The organism is Herbiconiux sp. L3-i23, assembly GCF_023734115.1.
In the GTDB taxonomy this organism is placed as follows: Bacteria; Actinomycetota; Actinomycetes; order Actinomycetales; family Microbacteriaceae; genus Naasia.
Window position 1 is genome coordinate 1,238,013 of sequence record NZ_AP025737.1, and the last position, 17,973, is coordinate 1,255,985.

15 protein-coding genes are annotated in these 17,973 nt (G+C 70.2%); 12 read left to right on the forward strand and 3 right to left on the reverse strand.

The genetic code is table 11. The features are described from left to right. Positions 1 to 213: 213 nt before the first annotated feature. On the reverse strand, positions 214 to 2,175 hold the full coding sequence (pknB, locus tag NGH83_RS05850; RefSeq protein WP_251858125.1) for a Stk1 family PASTA domain-containing Ser/Thr kinase: 1,962 nt from the start codon (positions 2,173 to 2,175) through the stop codon (positions 214 to 216). Between the two features lie 82 nt (positions 2,176 to 2,257). Further along, positions 2,258 to 3,388, reverse strand: coding sequence for a LysM peptidoglycan-binding domain-containing protein (locus NGH83_RS05855; RefSeq protein ID WP_251858126.1), 1,131 nt, complete (start codon positions 3,386 to 3,388; stop codon positions 2,258 to 2,260). A 242-nt stretch (positions 3,389 to 3,630) separates the two neighbouring features. Here NGH83_RS05855 and NGH83_RS05860 point away from each other — a divergent pair, with 242 nt between their 5' ends. After that, a complete protein-coding gene (locus NGH83_RS05860; protein WP_251858127.1) occupies positions 3,631 to 3,969 on the forward strand; it encodes an Rv2175c family DNA-binding protein in 339 nt (112 codons plus the stop codon). Positions 3,970 to 3,981: 12 nt separating this feature from the next. Here the strand turns inward: NGH83_RS05860 and NGH83_RS05865 are convergent, their stop codons facing one another. After that, a complete protein-coding gene (locus tag NGH83_RS05865; RefSeq protein ID WP_371872791.1) occupies positions 3,982 to 5,091 on the reverse strand; it encodes a polyprenyl synthetase family protein in 1,110 nt (369 codons plus the stop codon). A gap of 141 nt (positions 5,092 to 5,232) precedes the next feature. On the opposite strand from NGH83_RS05865, the gene NGH83_RS05870 reads away from it, so the two are divergent. The 11 genes from NGH83_RS05870 (at position 5,233) to NGH83_RS05920 (ending at position 17,972) form a co-directional block, all read left to right on the forward strand. Next, the gene (locus tag NGH83_RS05870) at positions 5,233 to 5,610 is read left to right on the forward strand and encodes a DUF3040 domain-containing protein (RefSeq protein WP_251858129.1); all 378 of its coding nucleotides are present in this window, start codon (positions 5,233 to 5,235) and stop codon (positions 5,608 to 5,610) included. Between the two features lie 292 nt (positions 5,611 to 5,902). Further along, positions 5,903 to 6,343: a division/cell wall cluster transcriptional repressor MraZ gene (gene mraZ, locus NGH83_RS05875; RefSeq protein ID WP_251858130.1), complete on the forward strand. Its 441-nt coding sequence runs from the start codon at positions 5,903 to 5,905 to the stop codon at positions 6,341 to 6,343. Positions 6,344 to 6,451: 108 nt separating this feature from the next. Next, entirely contained in the window at positions 6,452 to 7,429 is a 978-nt protein-coding gene (gene rsmH / locus NGH83_RS05880; RefSeq protein ID WP_251858131.1) for a 16S rRNA (cytosine(1402)-N(4))-methyltransferase RsmH, read from the forward strand. 8 nt (positions 7,430 to 7,437) lie between these two features. Continuing rightward, the gene (locus NGH83_RS05885) at positions 7,438 to 8,082 is read left to right on the forward strand and encodes a hypothetical protein (RefSeq protein WP_251858132.1); all 645 of its coding nucleotides are present in this window, start codon (positions 7,438 to 7,440) and stop codon (positions 8,080 to 8,082) included. Between the two features lie 38 nt (positions 8,083 to 8,120). Beyond that, positions 8,121 to 9,896, forward strand: coding sequence for a penicillin-binding protein 2 (locus NGH83_RS05890; protein ID WP_251858133.1), 1,776 nt, complete (start codon positions 8,121 to 8,123; stop codon positions 9,894 to 9,896). A gap of 72 nt (positions 9,897 to 9,968) precedes the next feature. After that, the gene (locus NGH83_RS05895) at positions 9,969 to 11,540 is read left to right on the forward strand and encodes a Mur ligase family protein (protein ID WP_251858134.1); all 1,572 of its coding nucleotides are present in this window, start codon (positions 9,969 to 9,971) and stop codon (positions 11,538 to 11,540) included. Continuing rightward, the gene (gene murF, locus NGH83_RS05900) at positions 11,537 to 12,958 is read left to right on the forward strand and encodes a UDP-N-acetylmuramoyl-tripeptide--D-alanyl-D-alanine ligase (RefSeq protein ID WP_251858135.1); all 1,422 of its coding nucleotides are present in this window, start codon (positions 11,537 to 11,539) and stop codon (positions 12,956 to 12,958) included. The genes NGH83_RS05895 and murF overlap by 4 nt, the downstream gene beginning before the upstream one ends. Next, positions 12,943 to 14,040, forward strand: a complete 1,098-nt coding sequence (gene mraY, locus NGH83_RS05905) for a phospho-N-acetylmuramoyl-pentapeptide-transferase (RefSeq protein WP_251858136.1) — start codon at positions 12,943 to 12,945, stop codon at positions 14,038 to 14,040. Before murF ends, mraY begins: the two co-directional genes overlap by 16 nt. Then, positions 14,040 to 15,614: a UDP-N-acetylmuramoyl-L-alanine--D-glutamate ligase gene (gene murD, locus NGH83_RS05910; protein WP_251858137.1), complete on the forward strand. Its 1,575-nt coding sequence runs from the start codon at positions 14,040 to 14,042 to the stop codon at positions 15,612 to 15,614. The genes mraY and murD overlap by 1 nt, the downstream gene beginning before the upstream one ends. Before the next feature lie 115 nt (positions 15,615 to 15,729). Then, complete coding sequence (gene ftsW / locus NGH83_RS05915; RefSeq protein WP_251858138.1) at positions 15,730 to 16,878, forward strand: putative lipid II flippase FtsW; 1,149 nt, start codon at positions 15,730 to 15,732, stop codon at positions 16,876 to 16,878. After that, positions 16,875 to 17,972, forward strand: coding sequence for a glycosyltransferase (locus NGH83_RS05920; protein ID WP_251858139.1), 1,098 nt, complete (start codon positions 16,875 to 16,877; stop codon positions 17,970 to 17,972). The genes ftsW and NGH83_RS05920 overlap by 4 nt, the downstream gene beginning before the upstream one ends. The last annotated feature ends 1 nt before the right edge of the window (position 17,973 follow it).

Genomic DNA, 17,973 nt, shown 5'->3' on the forward strand with positions numbered 1-17,973 from the left:
TACCCGTCGGAGGCGAGGCGGTCAGATCTGTGGACGCTTGCCGAAGGAGGCGCCTGTTCAGGACGTTTCGCGTGTGCACGGATTAGGAATTTCGACGCGAAACCGGGCAACTCGCATACCGATCAGGAGAACTCAGCGCACTTCTCCTGATCCGCGCACAATCTCCTGATCCGTGCACCCACGGGTGCGGCGGGCCGGAGTTCGAGGGCCCCGCTAGAGGAGGAGGAAGGAGATGGCGACGCTTGTGCCGCGGCCCACCGTCGTGCCCGCGCCCGGGTTGATGCTCGCCACCTCGTACGCCGAGGGGGAGCTGTCCGCGAGAGAGCTGTAGACCGGGACGACACCCGCCGCCTCCAGTGCACCGCGGGCTTCCGCCCACGACAGACCCACCACGTCGGGAACCGTCACCTGCTCGATGCCGAGCGAGACGGTCAGACCGATCTCGTCGCCGGGGACGATCGCCCTCGCGTTGCCCGCCTCATCGGTGGGTCCGTAGGCGCGGATGACATTGCCCGACGGGATGGCGCCCGTGTTCTCGTATTCGTCGGAGGCGCGCACTCCGACGAGTCCGACCGCCTGCAGCCGCGACATCGCTTCGTCGAAGCTCACGTTCACCAGGTCGGGGACCGGCCCGGCGGAGACCACCAGCGAGATGGTGCCGTGGTCGGGGTAGGTGGCGCCCTCGCCGAGCTGAGCGCCGTCGGTGCCCACCGCCCGGAGCACCGTGCCCGCGGCTACGTCGGCGCTGAACTCCTGCGCCGCCGTGTCGGCGACGATGAACCGGGCGTCGGTGAGGGCGGTGCGCGCCTCGGCTTCGACGAGGCCGGTGACGACGGGGACGGGTAGGCTCTCGGCCCCCTTCGACAGGACGAGGGTCACCTCGGTGCCCTTGCCGACCCGGTCGCCCGGCTGCGGGTCGGTCGTCGAGACGAGGCCTTCCGCGACCTCGTAGTCGAAGGTGCTCTGCTGTTCGGCGGCGACGGTGAACCCGGCCTCGAGAAGCGCCGCGGTCGCCTGCTCGGGCGTCGCGCCCGTGACGGACGTCGGGATCTGGGCTGCCGATCCGGGTCCCGAACCGAAGTACCAGCCCGTTCCGGTCGCGAAGGCGGCGAGCAGGATCACCAGCCCCGCGATCCAGAACCCCCTGCGGTGCCGTTTGCGGGTCTCGCCGGCCAGCCGGCTCGCCGAGTCGAGGGCGATGGGCCCGGTGCGCCGCGCACGTGAGAGCACCTGCGTGTTGTCGCCCGAGTCGAACGTGACCGCGCTCGTGCCGCCCACGGCGGGCAGCACCATGGTGTGCTGCTGGCCCGTCGGCGTCTGCGCGACCCCGTCGCGGATCATGTTCTGGGTCTCGAAGAGCTGGTCGAGCAGCGTGCGCGCGTCGCGGGGGCGCTCCTCGGGGTCGCGGGCGGTCGCCCACAGCACCAGCTCGTCGAGTGCCACCGGCACCTTCGCGTTCTTGCTGCTCGGGCTCGGCACCCGCTCGTTGGCGTGCTGGTAGGCGATCTGCACCGGCTGGTCGCCCTTGTACGGCTGCTCGCCGACGAGCATCTCGTACATCATGATGCCGACCGCGTAGATGTCGCTGCGGGTGTCGGCGATACCGCGGGTCACGAGCTCGGGGGAGAGGTAGGCGATGGTGCCGAGCAGCGCCTGACCGGTCGCCGTGTTCGCCGTCGCGGCACGGGCGAGACCGAAGTCGCTGATCTTGATGCGGCCGTCGTCGGCCAGCAGGACGTTCTCGGGCTTCAGGTCGCGGTGCACGATGCCGGCCTTGTGCGCGGCGGCGAGTCCCGCGAGCACGGCCTCCATGATGTCCATGGTCTGCTCGGGGGTGAGCTTGCCGTACTCCTTCAGCAGGTCGCGCAGCGTGATGCCCTGCAGGTACTCCATGACCAGGTACGCCATGTCGGAGTCCTGGCCCTGGTCGAACACGTTGACCACGTTCGGATGCGCGAGACGCGCGGCGGAGCGGGCCTCCTGGATGAACCGGTCGCGGAACGCGGCGTCGTCGGCGAGGTGGCCGTGCATGACCTTGATCGCGACTCGGCGCTCGAGCCGCAGATCGGTCGCGAGATAGACGGTCGCCATCCCTCCACGAGCGATGCGGGCGCGCACCTGATAGCGCCCGTCGAGGAGGTGACCGACCATCGGATCGGTCTGGCTCGTGTTCACCCGTCGAGTTTACGAACGGGAGGGTGCGCCGACCGGTGCGGCCGTGCGGCGCGCCGGAGAATTCGTCGCGAGACGGTCCCGATCAGAGGGTGGGGAGCCAGGCCCAGGCGTCCGACTCCCACTTCGCGTAGGCGTCCGGGTAGGCCGAGATCTGCACGGCCTGCGCCGCCTCGGTCACCGTCATGCTCTGCCAGCCGTCGATGTCGAGCAGTCCGAGGCTCGTCGTGTCGGTCGTGTGGATGCCGACGTAGAACGCGCGGATGGCGTAGTCGGTGTCGAGGATCTGGTCGGGGGTTCCCCAACCGGTGCTGGGACGCTGCTGGAACAGGCCGAGCGAGTCGAGGTGGCCCCAGTCGAGGTTGCGCAGCGTCGACTCCTGCATCGCCGCCGCGAGGGCGATGACGATGCCGCGGTCGGGGACGCCGAGTTCGCGGCCGACGCGCACGATCTGCGCCGCGTTGGCGCGCATCTCGTCGGTGAGCCCGACGCTCGAGCCGATCGGCGTGACCGAGGCGACGGGGGTCGCGTCGAGCACGGGCAGAGCCGGGGCGAGCGGGGCGACCGCGCTCGAGGTCTGCGGCAGCACGATGCTCTGGCCGGGGTAGATGATGCTGTCGCGGCCGAGGCCGTTCGACGAGAGCACCGCTTCGGTGTCGAGTCCGTGCTGAGCGGCGATGCCGCTGATCGTGTCGCCCGAAGTCACCGTGTAGCGGGTGAGGGGCACGTCGACGGGCAGCGACGGCGACGCCGACGCGTTGAGGCTCAGCACCTGGCCGGGGAAGATGAGCGACTTCCAGCTCAGGCCGTTGAGGGCGAGGACCGAGGCGGTCGAGAGCCCGTAGCGCCCCGCGATGTCGCTGATGGTGTCGCCTTCGACCACGGTGTATTCGAACGGCGCCATGGTCTGCGCCGGCGCCGTGGCGTGCGCCCTGTCGGTTGATGAGCTGTCGGCGAGCGGGGCAGCGACGGCGGGCGTGGCGGAGGAGAAGTCGAGGCGACCCGTGCCGGCGTCATCGGGTGCGAGGTCGGGGCGCTCGCGGTCGCTCTTGCGCGCCGACGCGTCGGCGGGAGTCGCTCCGAGCGTGAGTGCGAGCGAGCCGACGAGCACGACGGGCACGGCACCGAAGAGTCCGCGGGCGAAGGATCCGCGCGCACGGTGAGCCGCGCGGCGGCCCCGGCGGCTCGGGCTGCTGATCCGGTCGACTGCGCTCATGATTCCCCTGTGGTGCCTGACGGCGACGCTGCGCAGATGCTGCGCGTGGACCGGCTCCTGCTGCAGCCGGTGTTCCTTACCCCCGGAACACCTTCACGGTGTCACAGAAGGGTTAACGAGTCAATCAACGTGGCTGATGTTGTTTGAGTTAACACGGTTGTAACAAACGGCCGGGCCGACTGCGGCCGCGACGGGGCGGCCTTCCCGTGCGCGAAGCCGAGCGACCTGGCATCCTTGTTCCCGTGAGTGCAACCGACGGCCGCGACTGGCTCTCGCTTCCCGAGCTCGCCGAACGATTCGGGCTTCCCCTCGGCAAGGTCCGACGGCTCATCGAAGACCGCCACCTGATCGCCCTCCGCGTGGACGGCGCGCTGCGGGTGCCGGGCGACTTCCTCGACGGCGACGCGCCCCTCCACGATCTGCGGGGCACCATCATGCTCCTCGGCGACAACGGCTTCTCCGACGACGAGGCCGTCGACTGGCTGCTCGCCGTCGACGAGAGCCTCGACGTCAGTCCGGTCGAGGCGCTCCGCGCCGGCCGCAAGGCCGAAGTGCGTCGGGTGGCTCAGGCTCTCGCCTGACCCGACCCAACGTCAGGATCGGCGGTCGGTGACCGTCGCGACGAGGTGCGTCAGCTCGGTGCGGGCCGCCGCTGACAAGGGGGCGCCGTCGAGAGCGGCGCGTGCGGATCGGACGTTCTCGTCGATCATGCGCTCCACCCGCTCGACCGCACCGCTGCGCTGGATCGTCGCCTGCAGCAGTTCGATCTGCTGAGCCGAGAGCTCGGGATCGCCGAGCAGGTCGTCGACCAGTCGACGGGCGCCCGCGGGGAGCGTCGCCCGGGCGAGGATCACGAGTACCGTGCGCTTGCCCTCGACGAGGTCGTCGCCGCTCGGCTTGCCGGTGACCGACGGATCGCCGAACACGCCGAGGAGGTCGTCGCGGAGCTGGAAGGCGATGCCGAGCGGCACCCCGAAACCGCGCAGGGCATCGATCTGCCGCGGATCGGCGCCGCCGAGCGACGCTCCGATGACGAGCGGCGCCTCCACCGAGTACTTGGCCGACTTGTAGAGGATCACCCGCTTGGCGCGCTCGAGCGCCTCCGCGTCGCCGAGCGTCGTCCACGCCCGCTCCTCGACGAGGTCGAGGTATTGACCGGCGGTGACATCGAGTCGCATCCGCTCGAACTCCGCGCGGGCGGCGTCGGCGGCACGCTGATCGGGCAGCAGGCGGAGACCCTCGTGCATCAGGTCGTCGCTCCAGGTGAGCAGCAGGTCGCCGAGGAGGATGGCGGCCGAGCGGCCGAAGCCCTCGCCGTCGCCGATGTAGTTGCTCTCGGTGTGCTGGGCTTCGAACCGACGGTGGATCGACGGCTGTCCGCGGCGGGTGTCGGAGCTGTCGATCAGGTCGTCGTGGACGAGGGCTGCGGCATGGAAGAGCTCGAGTGCACTCGCGACGGCCACGACCGCGTCGAGAGCGCGTTCATGCTCGCCGAGCGGGGGGTCGAGGTCGAAGGTCTGGGTGCTCTGCCAGCCCCAGAAGCAGAACAGTGCGCGGAACCTCTTGCCACCACTGAGAAACCTCTTTGAAAACTCGCCGAACGGAACGAGCTCCGGGGCGACCGACGAGAGAATTGCGGAGCGGTCGTCGATCAGAGAATCGATCTTCGACTGCACCAGATCGACAAGCTTCGAGCCAGGCACCACGGCGCTAGCCTAGCCTCGCTCCAGGCGACTACACTGTGGCTCCGGCGGGGCCGCACAGAAAAGCCCCCGACACCCTCTAGCGATAGGGGCCCGCGGCACAAGACGGTGGAGACATCGCCTGCGGGAAGGAGAATGGACATGCCGCTCTCTGAGCAAGAACAGCGCCTCCTCGATGAGATGGAGCGCAGCCTCTATCAGAACGACGCCGAGTTCGTCGCGTCGGTCGCGCGTGCCCAGCAGGGCCGGCGCAGTTACACCTGGCTCGTCGCCGGTGTGGTCGTCGCCCTCGCGGGTATCGCGGTGCTGGTGCTCGGAGTGGTCTTCCAGCAGCCGCTGATCGGCATCCTCGGCTTCGTCGTCATGTTCGGCGGGGTGCTCCTCGCGCTCGGTTCGCCGCGCAAGCCCCTCGCCGCGGGATCCGGATCGAAGTCCTCACGCAAGCGGTCCGGTTCGGGCTCGGGTTTCATGTCCCGCATGAACGATCGATGGGACCGCCGCCAGGGTGGCAACAGCTGACCTTCCGACCTCCGCCGCAGCGCGGCGTGAACGAGAACCGGCCTTCGGGCCGGTTCTCTTTTTTTGTGCCTGCTGCCGTTCGCCCATCCCTCTGAGGGTGCTCCTCGGCAAAAACCGTGGGCAAGTCCTCCACTGCGCTCCCCGCTCCGCGGATACGGCGTGATTCCGCACCACTCGTGGGTTCACCGCTTCGCCGTCGACTCGACACGAGCCCCGATATCCGGCGGATTCTCGGCTAAGTGGTGCGCTGTGGAGTAAAGTGGAGGAAATCGGCGGAGACGGGGAGGGTGCCATGGCGACCTTGCTCGGCACCTACACGCCCAAACTCGACGAGAAGGGGCGCATCATCCTTCCCGCCAAGTTCGCCGACGACTTCGAGGAGGGCATCGTGCTCACCCGTGGTCAGGACCGCTGCCTGTACGTGTACAGCTCCACCGAGTTCGACGCCGTCCACCAGCGCATGCGCGCCAGCGCCTCCGGCAACAACAAGCAGGCCCGCGACTTCATCCGCCTCCTGCTCTCGGCCGCGCACGCCGAGACCCCCGACCGTCAGCGTCGCGTCACGGTGCCGCCCGCCCTGCGCGCCTACGCCGGACTCGAACGCGACCTCGTCGTCATCGGGGCGGGCAACCACGCCGAGATCTGGGACGCCGCCGCCTGGAACGACTACGTCTCCGCCAATGAAGACGACTTCGCGAGTGCCGCGGGGGAGGTGATCCCGGACCTCTTCTGACGCGCCGCGCGACTCCCAGCCGTATCCCCGCCCTGACTCACTTCCCCGGAGCCAGGTCGAGAGCGAGACGGATGGGGATCGGACGGCACGATCGGACCCCGGACCGCTATGGACTTCTCCTCGATCCACACCCCGGTGCTCCTCGAGCGCTGCATCGAACTGCTCGCGCCCGCCGTCGACCACGACGGCGCCGTGCTCGTCGACGGCACGCTCGGTATGGGCGGCCACTCCGAGGCGCTGCTCGAGCGGTTCCCGCGCCTCCGCCTGATCGGCATCGACCGGGACAGCGACGCGCTCGCCATCGCCGGGGAGCGCCTCGCCCGGTTCGGCGACCGCTTCACGGTCGTGCACGCCGTCTACGACGAGATCGGCGACGTCGTCCGCGAGCACGCCCGCGGTGGCGTCGACGGCATCCTGCTCGACCTCGGCGTCTCCTCACTGCAACTCGACCGTGCCGAGCGCGGCTTCGCCTATTCGAAGGACGCTCCGCTCGACATGCGGATGGACACGACGACCGGTGTCACGGCCGCCGAGATCATCGCCACCTGGGACGAGTCGGAACTGCGCCGCATCTTCCACGAGTACGGGGAGGAGCGTCTCGCACCGCGCTTCGCCCGCAAGCTCGTCGAGGCGCGCGACCGCGCTCCCATCGAGCGTTCGTCCCAGCTGGTCGAGATCATCGCCGCCGCGACGCCCGCCGCCCTGCAGCGCACCGGCCACCCCGCCAAGCGCGTCTTCCAGGCGCTGCGCATCGCCGTGAACGGCGAGCTCGACGCGCTCGAGCGCGCCCTCCCCGACGCGATCGACGCTCTGACGCTCGGCGGCCGCATCGTCGTCATGTCCTATCAGTCCCTCGAAGACCGTCTGGTCAAGCGCGAGCTGCAGCGCCGTTCGAGCTCGACCACGCCGCCCGGCCTTCCCATCGAACTCCCGGAGCACAGCCCCGAACTGCGTCTCCTGGTGAAAGGCGCCGGCCGCGCTTCCGACGACGAGATCGCCGCGAACCCGCGCGCGACCCCCGTCCGTCTGCGCGCCGCCGAGCGCATCCGCGCCACCACCACTCCCGCCACCCGAAACGGCGCCTAAGGATCATCATGAGCAACCTCGCCACCGCTCCACTGCTTCTGCCCGACACGATGGTCCTCCCCGGAGCCGGGCAGGAGCCCGCCCGCCGCATCGAGATCGTCGCCGATCGCGCTCAGCGCCGGGCGAGGCCCAAGGTCGCCTACGCGGTCATCGTCGTCGCGAGCCTCGGCGTGCTCATGCTCGCGCAGCTCGCGCTCAGCATCGCGCTGTCCGACGGTGCCTACACGATCGACCGGCTCGAGGTGACGCAGAAGGAGCAGGCGCGCACCGAGCAGCTGATCAGCGAGGACCTCGGCCGCCTCGCGTCCCCGCAGAACCTCGCCACCAATGCCGAAGCGCTCGGCATGGTGCAGAACGCGAACCCGGTGTGGCTGCGGATGTCGGACGGCGCCGTGATCGGCCAGCCGACCGCCGCGGGCGGGGGAGAGGGCGTCATGGGCGCCGCAGGCTCGAAGGTCGCGAACGAGCTCCTCGCCGGGGTTCCGCTCGTGACCCAGCAGGAGGCGGCCGCCGCCGCAGCGGCGGCAGCAGCGGCCGCGGCGGCGACGCCCGCCGTCGCCCCGGTCGCCGCAACGCCGACCGAGGATGCGCTCGAACAGGCCGAGGCGCCGTTAACGTCTGATGGCCGGGTGCCCGCACCCACCACCCGCTGACGCAGCGCGAACGAACCAGGCGACCCGAGGAGAACCCCGTGCCCCGACGCATCGCCCGGCGGCGACTCGTGCTCGCCGCGCTCCTCGTCTTCGTCCTCGTCGCGGTCTTCGTGATCCGCCTCGTTGACATCCAGGTGGTGCGGGCCGAGACGCTCAACGAGCAGGCCGTCGACAAGCGCAGCATCCCCGAGACGATCCTCGGCACCCGCGGCGACATCTACGACTCGACGGGTGTCATGCTCGCCGACAGCGTCCTCCGCTACGACATCACCGCGTCGCCGAAGACGGCGGTCGCCTCCGAGGTGACCCCCGAGATCGCCGCCGACCAGCTCGGACCGATCCTCGGCCAGAACCCCGCGGACATCGTGAAGGCACTGCGCGACGCGGTCGCCGCCGACCCCGACTCGGACTATCTCTACATCGCGAAGAAGGTCGACGTCGACGCCTTCGAGAAGATCCGCGAGCTCGAGATCCCGTGGCTGTACTTCCAGTCGCAGCCCTCCCGGACGTACCCGAACGGGGCGGTCGCGGGCAACCTCGTCGGCTTCGTCGGGTCCGATAACGAGCCCCAGGCAGGCCTCGAGCTCTCCGAGGACGCGTGCCTCGCCGGCACCGACGGCAGCGAGGTCTACGAACGCAGTGAGGACGGCGTCCGGATCCCCGGCAGCACCGTCACCACCAAGCAGGCCGAGAACGGCGACGACCTCGTGCTCACCATCGAGAGCGACCTGCAGTGGTACGTGCAGCAGACCCTCGCGAAGTACGCGCAGCAGTACGGCGCCAAGTGGGGTGTCGTGGTCGTGCAGGAGGTCAAGACGGGCAAGCTCGTCGCGGTCGCCGACTACCCGACCGTCGACCCGAACAACGTCGACGCGGGTCTCCAGGAGGTCCCCGACGGATCGTCGCTCGGTTCCCGCGCCTTCACCGCCCCCTTCGAACCGGGGTCGACGTTCAAGACGATGACGACGGCCTCCCTCCTCGACGCCGGGCTCATCAGCCCGTCCACGCACGTGACCGCGCCGTACCGGTACACGACTGCCGACGGCGCCGACGTGAACGACAGCGAGTTCCACGGCACCCTGAACCTCACGACCACCGGCATGCTCATCGAGTCGAGCAACACGGGCATGTCGCAGCTCGGCCTGCTGATGAGCCCGGAGCAGCGCTACGACTACATGCTGAAGTTCGGACTCGGCGAGCGCACCGAGGTGGACTTCGGCGCGGAGGCGACCGGATACCTCGGCGAGGACTGGGACGAGGACGGCATCCCCGACTGGGATCCGCAGACGAACCTCGCCTCGATGTTCGGGCAGGGCATCACCCTGTCGGCCGTGCAGGTCGCCAGCATCTACCAGACCATCGCGAACGGCGGGGTCCGGATGCCGGTCTCCCTGGTCGCGGGCTGCCGACTGCCCGACGGCACCCTGACCGACGCGGCGCCGACGGAGGGCACCCGCGTGATCTCCGAATCGGCCGCTCGGACGACCGTCGACATGCTCGAGAACGTCGCCACCAAGGGCTGGCTCGCGAATCAGGTCGAGATCCCCGGATACCGGGTCGCCATCAAGACCGGAACCGCTCAGCAGCCCGACGGCAACGGCGGCTACAGCAAGAGCTACCTCGTCTCGATGGCGGGCACGGCTCCGGCCGACGACCCCCAGTACGTCGTCTCGGTGAACCTCGCCGACCCGGTTAACATGAATACGTCGGGCGCCACCGCTCCGATCTTCCGCGACGTGATGACCCAGGTGCTGAAGGCGCACGAGGTCGTCCCGTCCGGATCGAGCTCGCCGGACCTGCCGGCCGAGTTCTGAGCCGACAGGCGAGAGGTGGCAGCCCAGACGCGGACGGCCACCGTCGCCGCGACGACAGCGAGGATAGGAGACGTGCTGACGCACTCGACCCTCCGGCCCGAGCATCCGATCCCGCGCTCGCTCGCGGAACTGGCTCGCGAGTTCCGGCTTGAGACGTGGAAGCGCGGATCGGCGACCCGCGGCGATCTCGACCAGGTCGAGATCAGCGGGGTCTCACTCGACTCCCGCGACATCGCCGACGGCGACCTCTACGTCGGCCTCGCCGGCGCGCGCTCGCACGGCGCCGCCTTCGCCGCGCAGGCCCGCGACGCCGGCGCCGTCGCCGTCCTCACCGACGAGGCGGGCGCGCCCCTCGCCGAGGACAGCGGGCTCCCCGTCCTGATCACCGCCGATCCGCGGGCCGCGCTCGGCGAGGTCTCGGCATGGGTGTACCGGTCGACCGAGGACCCGCCCGTGCTCTTCTCGGTGACGGGAACCAACGGCAAGACCAGCGTGGTGTACCTCATCGAGGCGGTGCTGCGTCAGCTGGGCGTGCGCACCGGTCTCAGCTCGACCGCCGAGCGCCGCGCGGGCGACGACACCGTCGTCGCCGGTCTCACGACTCCCGAGGCGAGCGAACTGCACGCCCTCCTCGCCCGCATGCGCGAGAACGCCGTCCGCGCCGCCGCGATCGAGGTGTCGGCCCAAGCGGTCAGCCGCGGACGGGTGGGCGGCGTCGTGTTCGACGTCGTCGGCTTCACCAACCTCAGCCACGACCACCTCGACGACTACCTCGACATGGACGAGTACTTCGAGGCGAAGCGCGCGCTCTTCGACCCCGACCGCGCCCGCCGGGCCGTCGTCACCGTCGACTCCGACTGGGGCAGGCGCCTCGCCGAGGAGAGCCGTGTGCCCGTGACGACCCTCGCGTCCGGCAGTGTCACCGAGGCCGACTGGCACGTGGTCGTGACCGAGGAGAACCGTCACTCGACCGCGTTCACCCTCTCGGGCCCCGGCGGCGAGAGCATCGCGACGAGCGTGCCGCTGTTCGGCTGGTACATGGCGGCGAACGCCGCCCTCGCGCTGCTGATGCTCGTCGAGGCCGGGTACGAGCCGGAAGAGATCCAGCACGTGCTCGACCGCGACGGCGGTATCGACGTCTACATCCCCGGACGCGCCGAACGGGTGTCGGGCGACGACGGCCCCACTGTCTACATCGACTACGGGCACACTCCCGACGCGTTCCTCAACACCCTCGACGCGCTGCGCCCCCTCACCCCCGGCAAGGTGATCATGGTGTTCGGCGCCGACGGCGACCGCGACAAGACCAAACGCGACGACATGGGCGCGATCGCGGCTCGCGGCGCCGACGTCGTCGTCATCACCGACTTCCACCCGCGCTTCGAGGACCCGGCCGAGATCCGCGCTGCGCTGCTCGCCGGAGCGCGCCGCGCGGTGCCCGACCGCGAGATCCACGAGGTGCCCGACCCCCGTGAAGCGCTGCGCCTGGCCGTCGCGCTCAGCCGCCCCGGCGACACCATCCTGTACGCGGGACCGGGACACGAGGACTACCAGGAGATATCCGGAGTGAAGCACCCCTATTCCGCACGCGACGACGCGAGGCTCGCCCTGCGCGAGGCCGGCTGGGACGGGGGAGACGCGTGATCGCCCTCTCCCTGACCGAGATCGCCGCCGCGATCTCCGGGCGACTGCTGCTCGGCGACCGCGGAGACACGCCCGAGACCCTGATCGACGGCACCGTCGAGACGGACTCCCGCGAGATCGTGGACGGCGGCGTCTTCGTCGCCCGACGCGGCGAGAGCACCGACGGCCACCTCTTCGCCGAGAAGGCCGTCGAGCGCGGCGCCGTGCTGCTGATCGTCGAGCGCCCCCTCGAGGTCCCGGTCAGCCAGATCGTCGTCGACGACGCCACGAGCGCGCTCGGCGCCCTCGCGACCGATGTGGTGGGGCGCGTCCGCGCGCTCGGCCGACTGAAGGTCGTCGCGGTCACCGGTTCGAACGGCAAGACGACCACCAAGAACCTGCTGCGCGAGATCCTCTCCCGGGCGGGCGAGACCATCGCGCCGCGCGAATCGTTCAACAACGAGGTCGGCGCCCCGCTCACCATGCTGAAGCTCACCGACCGCACCGACTTCCTCGTCGCCGAGATGGGCGCGAGCGGGATCGGCGAGATCCGTCGGCTGGTGCGCATGGCGCGCCCCGACGTCGGCATCGTGCTCACGGTCGGGCTCGCGCACGCCGGCGAGTTCGGCGGGATCGAGTCGACCGTCATCGCGAAGACCGAGATGGTCGAAGACCTGCTGCCGACCGACACCGCCGTGCTCAACGCCGACGACCCGCGGGTCGCCGGCATGGCCGCCTCGACGCGCGCCGCCGTGACCTGGTTCGGTCGCAGCGCCGACGCGGACGTGTGGGCGGGCGACGTGCGCCTCGACTCGACCGGCACCCACTTCACCCTGCACCTCCCCGGCGAGGAGCCCCGACCGGTGCGCTTCGCGGTGCTCGGCGAGCACCACGTGACCAACGCCCTCGCCGCGGCGACCGCGGCGACCGCCCTCGGGGTCGACGCGGACACCGTCGTCGCCGGCCTCGAGAGCGTGACGCGCGCCGAGCGCTGGCGCATGGAGGTCCTGCCGGGCCTCGACACCGTCGTCATCAACGACGCCTACAACGCGAGCCCCGACTCCATGGCCGCCGCGCTGAAGACCCTCGCCATCCTCGGCCGCGAGGCCACCCGCACCATCGCCGTCCTCGGCGAGATGACCGAGCTCGGCGAGCTCGCCGGCGAGGAGCACGACAGGATCGGTCTGCTCGCCGTTCGTCTCAACATCGGTCAGCTGGTCGTCGTCGGCGAGGGGGCCAAGCGCCTTCACCTGGCCGCCGAGAAGGAAGGCTCCTGGGACGGCGAGTCCGTCTGGGTCGAGACCGCGGACGAGGCGTACGCGCTTCTCGAGCAGCGTCTTCGCGCCGGAGACCTCGTTCTCGTGAAATCCTCGAACTCGGCGGGTCTCCGCCACCTGGGCGACCGACTCGGAGAGCTGGTGTCATGCAGGCGCTTCTGACCGCGGGGGCGGTGTCGCTGGCGTTCACGCTGCTGCTGACGCCGGTCTTCATCCGACTCTTCAAACGCATCAACTGGGGCCAGTTCATCCGCGAGGACGGGCCGGTCAGCCACCACGCCAAGCACGGGACGCCCACGATGGGCGGGCTCGTCGTCATCGCGGGAACCGTCGTCGGATACTTCACCGGCACGCTCACCGCGGCCGAACCGATCCAGATCTCGGCGCTGCTCGTGCTGTTCATGATGGTCGGCCTCGGTGCCGTCGGCTTCCTCGACGACTACCTGAAGACCCGCAACCAGCGCAGTCTCGGTCTCGGCGGCTGGGCGAAGATCCTCGGCCAGGTCATCGTCGCCACCGCCTTCGCCCTGCTCGCCCTGCAGTTCCCGAACGAGGACGGGCTGACCCCCGCGACGACCGCGGTGTCGATCGTGCGCGACACGAGCTTCGATTTCGTCGTGCTGCTCGGCGGTGTCGCCGGCGTCATCGTCTACGTCATCTGGATCGCCGGCATCGTCACCAGCGCCTCGAACGGCGTGAACGTCGCCGACGGTCTCGACGGGCTCGCGACCGGGGCGTCGATCTTCGCGATCGGCGCGTACATCATCATCGGCTTCTGGCAGAACAACCAGTACCGTTTCGCCCCGTCGCTCGACCCCGACGTCGCCTACAAGGCGTACGAGGTGCGCGACCCGCTCGACCTCGCGATCGTCGCGACCGCCATCGTCGGAGCGCTCATCGGCTTCCTCTGGTGGAACACCTCGCCCGCGCAGATCTTCATGGGCGACACCGGCTCGCTCGGCATCGGCGGCGCTCTGGCCGCCCTCGCGGTGCTGAGCCGTACCGAGCTGCTGCTGGTCCTGATCGGCGGCCTCTTCGTCATCGTCGTCGGCTCGGTCATCCTGCAGCGCGTCTACTTCAAGCTCACCGGCGGCAAACGCATCTTCCGCATGTCGCCGCTGCATCACCACTTCGAGCTGAAGGGGTGGGCGGAAGTGACCGTCGTCGTGCGGTTCTGGATCATCGGCGGGCTGTTCGTCGCCGCGGGTGTCGGCGCGTTCTACCTCGAGTGGCTGAGCCGCTGATGGCGACCTCGCGACTCGACGCGCTCACCAGCTGGCACGCCGACTGGCGGAACCTGCGCGTCGTCGTCCTCGGCCTCGGCCTGACCGGGTTCTCGGTCGCCGACACCCTGGTCGAACTCGGTGCGGACGTGCTCGTCGTGGCCGATTCCGCCTCCGATGAGAGGGCGCAGCTGACTCAGGTCATCGGCGCCGCGCTGCACCTCGGCGGCACGGCGGACGAGCAACGCGAGAGGGTGGAGGCCTTCGACCCCGAGCTCGTCGTCGTCTCGCCGGGATATCACCCCGACCACCCGTTGCTCGTCGCCGCCGCCGACGACGGGGTCGCGATCTGGGGCGACATCGAGCTCGCCTGGCGCGTGCGCGACAAGGTCGGCGAACCCGCCGAATGGATCGGCGTGACCGGCACGAACGGCAAGACCACCACCGTCGGGCTCACCGCCGCCATGCTCCGCGAGTCGGGGAAGCGGGTCGCGGCGGTCGGCAACATCGGGGCGCCGGTGCTCGACGCCGTGCGCTACCCGGAGGGCTTCGACGTGCTCGTCGTCGAACTCTCGAGCTACCAGCTGCACTGGATGCGCGGTGTCTCGCCGCTCGCGAGCGCGGTCCTCAACATCGCCGACGATCACCTCGACTGGCACGGGTCCGCCGAGGCCTACGCCGCCGCCAAGGGCCGCGTGTACGAGAACACCCGCGTCGCCTGCGTCTACAACCTCGCCGATCCGGTGACCCGCCGCCTGGTCGAGGACGCCGAGGTGGTCGAGGGCGCGCGCGCCGTCGGCTTCGGACTCGGCATCCCGGGCCCCAGCGACTTCGGTGTCGTCGAGGGGATCCTCGTCGACCGGGCCTTCCTGGACGAGCGCCGCGACAGTGCGCTCGAGATCATCACCGTCGACGAGCTGCGCGTGCTCGGCCTCGACGCCCCGCACGTCGTCGCGAACATCCTCGCCGCCGCGGCGCTCGCCCGTGCTGCGGGCGCCCCGCTCGACGCGGTGCGCAGGGCCCTCGCCTCGTTCCGTCTCGACCCCCACCGCATCGAGGTCGTCGCCGACCGGGGCGGCATCCGGTGGATCGACGACTCGAAGGCGACGAACCCGCACGCGGCCGACGCGTCGCTCGGCGCCTACGAGAACGTGGTGTGGGTCGTCGGAGGTCTGCTGAAAGGCGTCGACATCGGCGACCTCGTGAAGCGCCGTGCCGAGCGGCTGCGCGCGGCGATCGTCATCGGCGAGGACCGCCTGGACGTGCTCTCGGCGTTCGAGCGACACGCGCCCGATCTGCCTCTCTTCGAAGTGGTGTCGGGCGACACTGAGGAGGTCATGCAGGCCGTCGTGCGCATGGCCGCCGCGGCCGCCCGGCCCGGTGACGTGGTCCTGCTGGCGCCCGCAGCGGCGTCGATGGACCAGTTCAGGGACTACGCGCACCGCGGCGAGCGGTTCGCGGAGGCGGTCGCACAGCTGCTGGACGAGACCGCACCGGAACAGGCCACCGCACCGGAAGAGGAGGGACGAGATGACCGAGGCACCGCAGGTCCGCCGTCCGACGATCCTGGCCCCGCGGAGCGCCGAGAGCCGTAGTTCGAGCCCAACCGCTCCGCGGGTGGCGACGCCGCCCCGTCCGCGCGCCACGACTACCGCGCCGCCCGCCTCTGAGCGAACGGTTCCAGATTCCTCACCACGCTCGATGCGCGGCATGGCCGCACGGGTGCGGCTGGGGCGTGCGTTCGTTTCGGAGGGAAGCAACTACTTCCTGCTGCTCGGCACCACGCTGTTCCTCGTCGTCTTCGGCCTGGTGATGGTGCTGTCGTCGTCATCGGTCGAATCGTTCGCCGCGGGACGGGATTTCTTCGCCGACTTCATGAAGCAAGGCGGTGCGGCGCTGCTCGCGGTGCCGGCCATGCTCGTGTTCTCGCTGGTGCCAGGGCGCTGGTGGCAGCGACTCGCGGTGCCCGCGCTCGTCGGCGCGATAGGACTCCAGCTCCTCGTGTTCACCGATCTTGGTTACGAGTACGGCGGAAACCGCAACTGGCTCGACCTTGGGTTCACCAACGTCCAGCCGTCGGAGTTTGCGAAACTGGCTCTCGCGCTGTGGCTCGGCAAGTTCCTTGCGGACCGGCGCGACCGCCTGGCCGACTGGAAGCAAGTCTTGGTTCCCGCCCTCGTGGTGTCGGCTGTACCCATGGCGTTGGTGCTCCGAGGCGGTGACCTTGGCACCGGCATCATCATCGCCTGCATCGTGCTCGGATCGCTGTTCTTCGCCGGAGTCCCACTACGCCAGCTGGGTGTCGTCGTCGGAATCGCCATTCCGGCCGCGCTCCTGTTCTCAACCACCAGTTCGTCCCGCGTCGATCGCATCCAATCGTGGCTGTCGGGCTGCGCCGACGACTATGCGAACAGCTGCTGGCAGATCACCCACGGCACGTGGGCCCTGGCTGCGGGGGGCGTCTTCGGCGTCGGGCTCGGCAACTCGAAGGCCAAGTGGTCTTGGCTTCCCGAGGCGGACAACGACTTCATTTTCGCGGTGATCGGCGAGGAGCTCGGACTCATCGGTGCCGTCACGGTGATCGTCCTCTTCGTGCTCGTGGCTGTCGTGTTCACGCGCATCGTCGGGGGAGCGGCGCCGGGAAGCATGGCTCGCATCACCGTGAGCGCGATCATGGTGTGGATCGTCACTCAGGCCATGGTTAACATCGGGGTCATCCTGGGGGTGTTCCCAGTCCTCGGTGTTCCACTTCCCCTCATATCGAACGGCGGAACGGCGCTGATCGTCTCCCTGCTCGCGATCGGCGTCGCCCTGTCGTTCGCCCGCAACGCGGCTCCCGAAGCAGGAGTGCGCTCGTGACCGTCTGGCTGCTCGCCGGTGGGGGCACGGCGGGGCACGTGAACCCGCTGCTGTCGGTCGCCGACACGCTGCGGCGCCGCCACCCGGAGGACGAGGTCCTCGTGCTCGGCACCCGCGAGGGGCTCGAGGCGCGGCTGGTGCCCGAGCGGGGCTACGAACTGGTCCCCATCGCCCGTCTCCCGTTCCCGCGCCGCCCCGATCTCGCGGCGCTGCGCTTCGGGCCGGCCTTCAGCGCCACGGTCCGCGACCTCGCCGGGGTGCTCACCGAGAGGGGAGTCGACCTCGTCGCCGGGTTCGGCGGCTACGCATCGGCGCCCGCCTACCTCGCCGCGCGGCGAGCCCGGCTTCCCCTCGTGATCCATGAGGCTAACGCCCGGCCGGGACTCGCGAACCGGCTCGGCGCCCGCCTCACCGACTGGGTGGGGGTCGCCTTCGACGGCACCCCGCTCCGCGGTGCACGCACCGTCGGCATGCCGCTGCGCCGCGAGATCGAGACCCTCGACCGTGCCGCGGAGCGCGCGGACGCGCTGCGCTACTTCGACCTCGACCCGCAGCGGCCCGTGCTGCTCGTCACCGGCGGTTCGCTCGGCGCGCGGCGGATCAACGCGACGGTCCTCGAGGCCTCTCCCGCGATCCTCGACGCCGGCTGGTCGATCCTGCACATCGTCGGCGGCAAGGCCGAGGTGAGCGACCCGCACGTCCCGCACTACCGGATGCTCGAGTACTGCGACCGGATGGAGCTCGCCCTCTCCGCCGCCGACTTCGCGGTCTCGCGGGCGGGCGCGGCGACCGTGAGCGAACTCGCGGCCCTCGGGATCCCCGCCGTCTACGTCCCCTACCCGGTCGGCAACGGCGAGCAGCGCTTCAACGCCAAGGGCGTCGTGACCGCCGGCGGCGGGGTGCTCGTCGACGACGCCGCCTTCGTGCCCCAGTGGGTGCGCGACACGCTCCTGCCCCTCCTGGCGGACTCCGAGGCGGTCACCGCGATGGCCTCCGCCGCGGCAGCGCAAGGGGTCCTCGACGGCGCCGACCGGACCGCCGATCTGCTCGAAGAAGCGCTCGGGGATCGTACCCCGATCAGAGACCTAGGGTAGA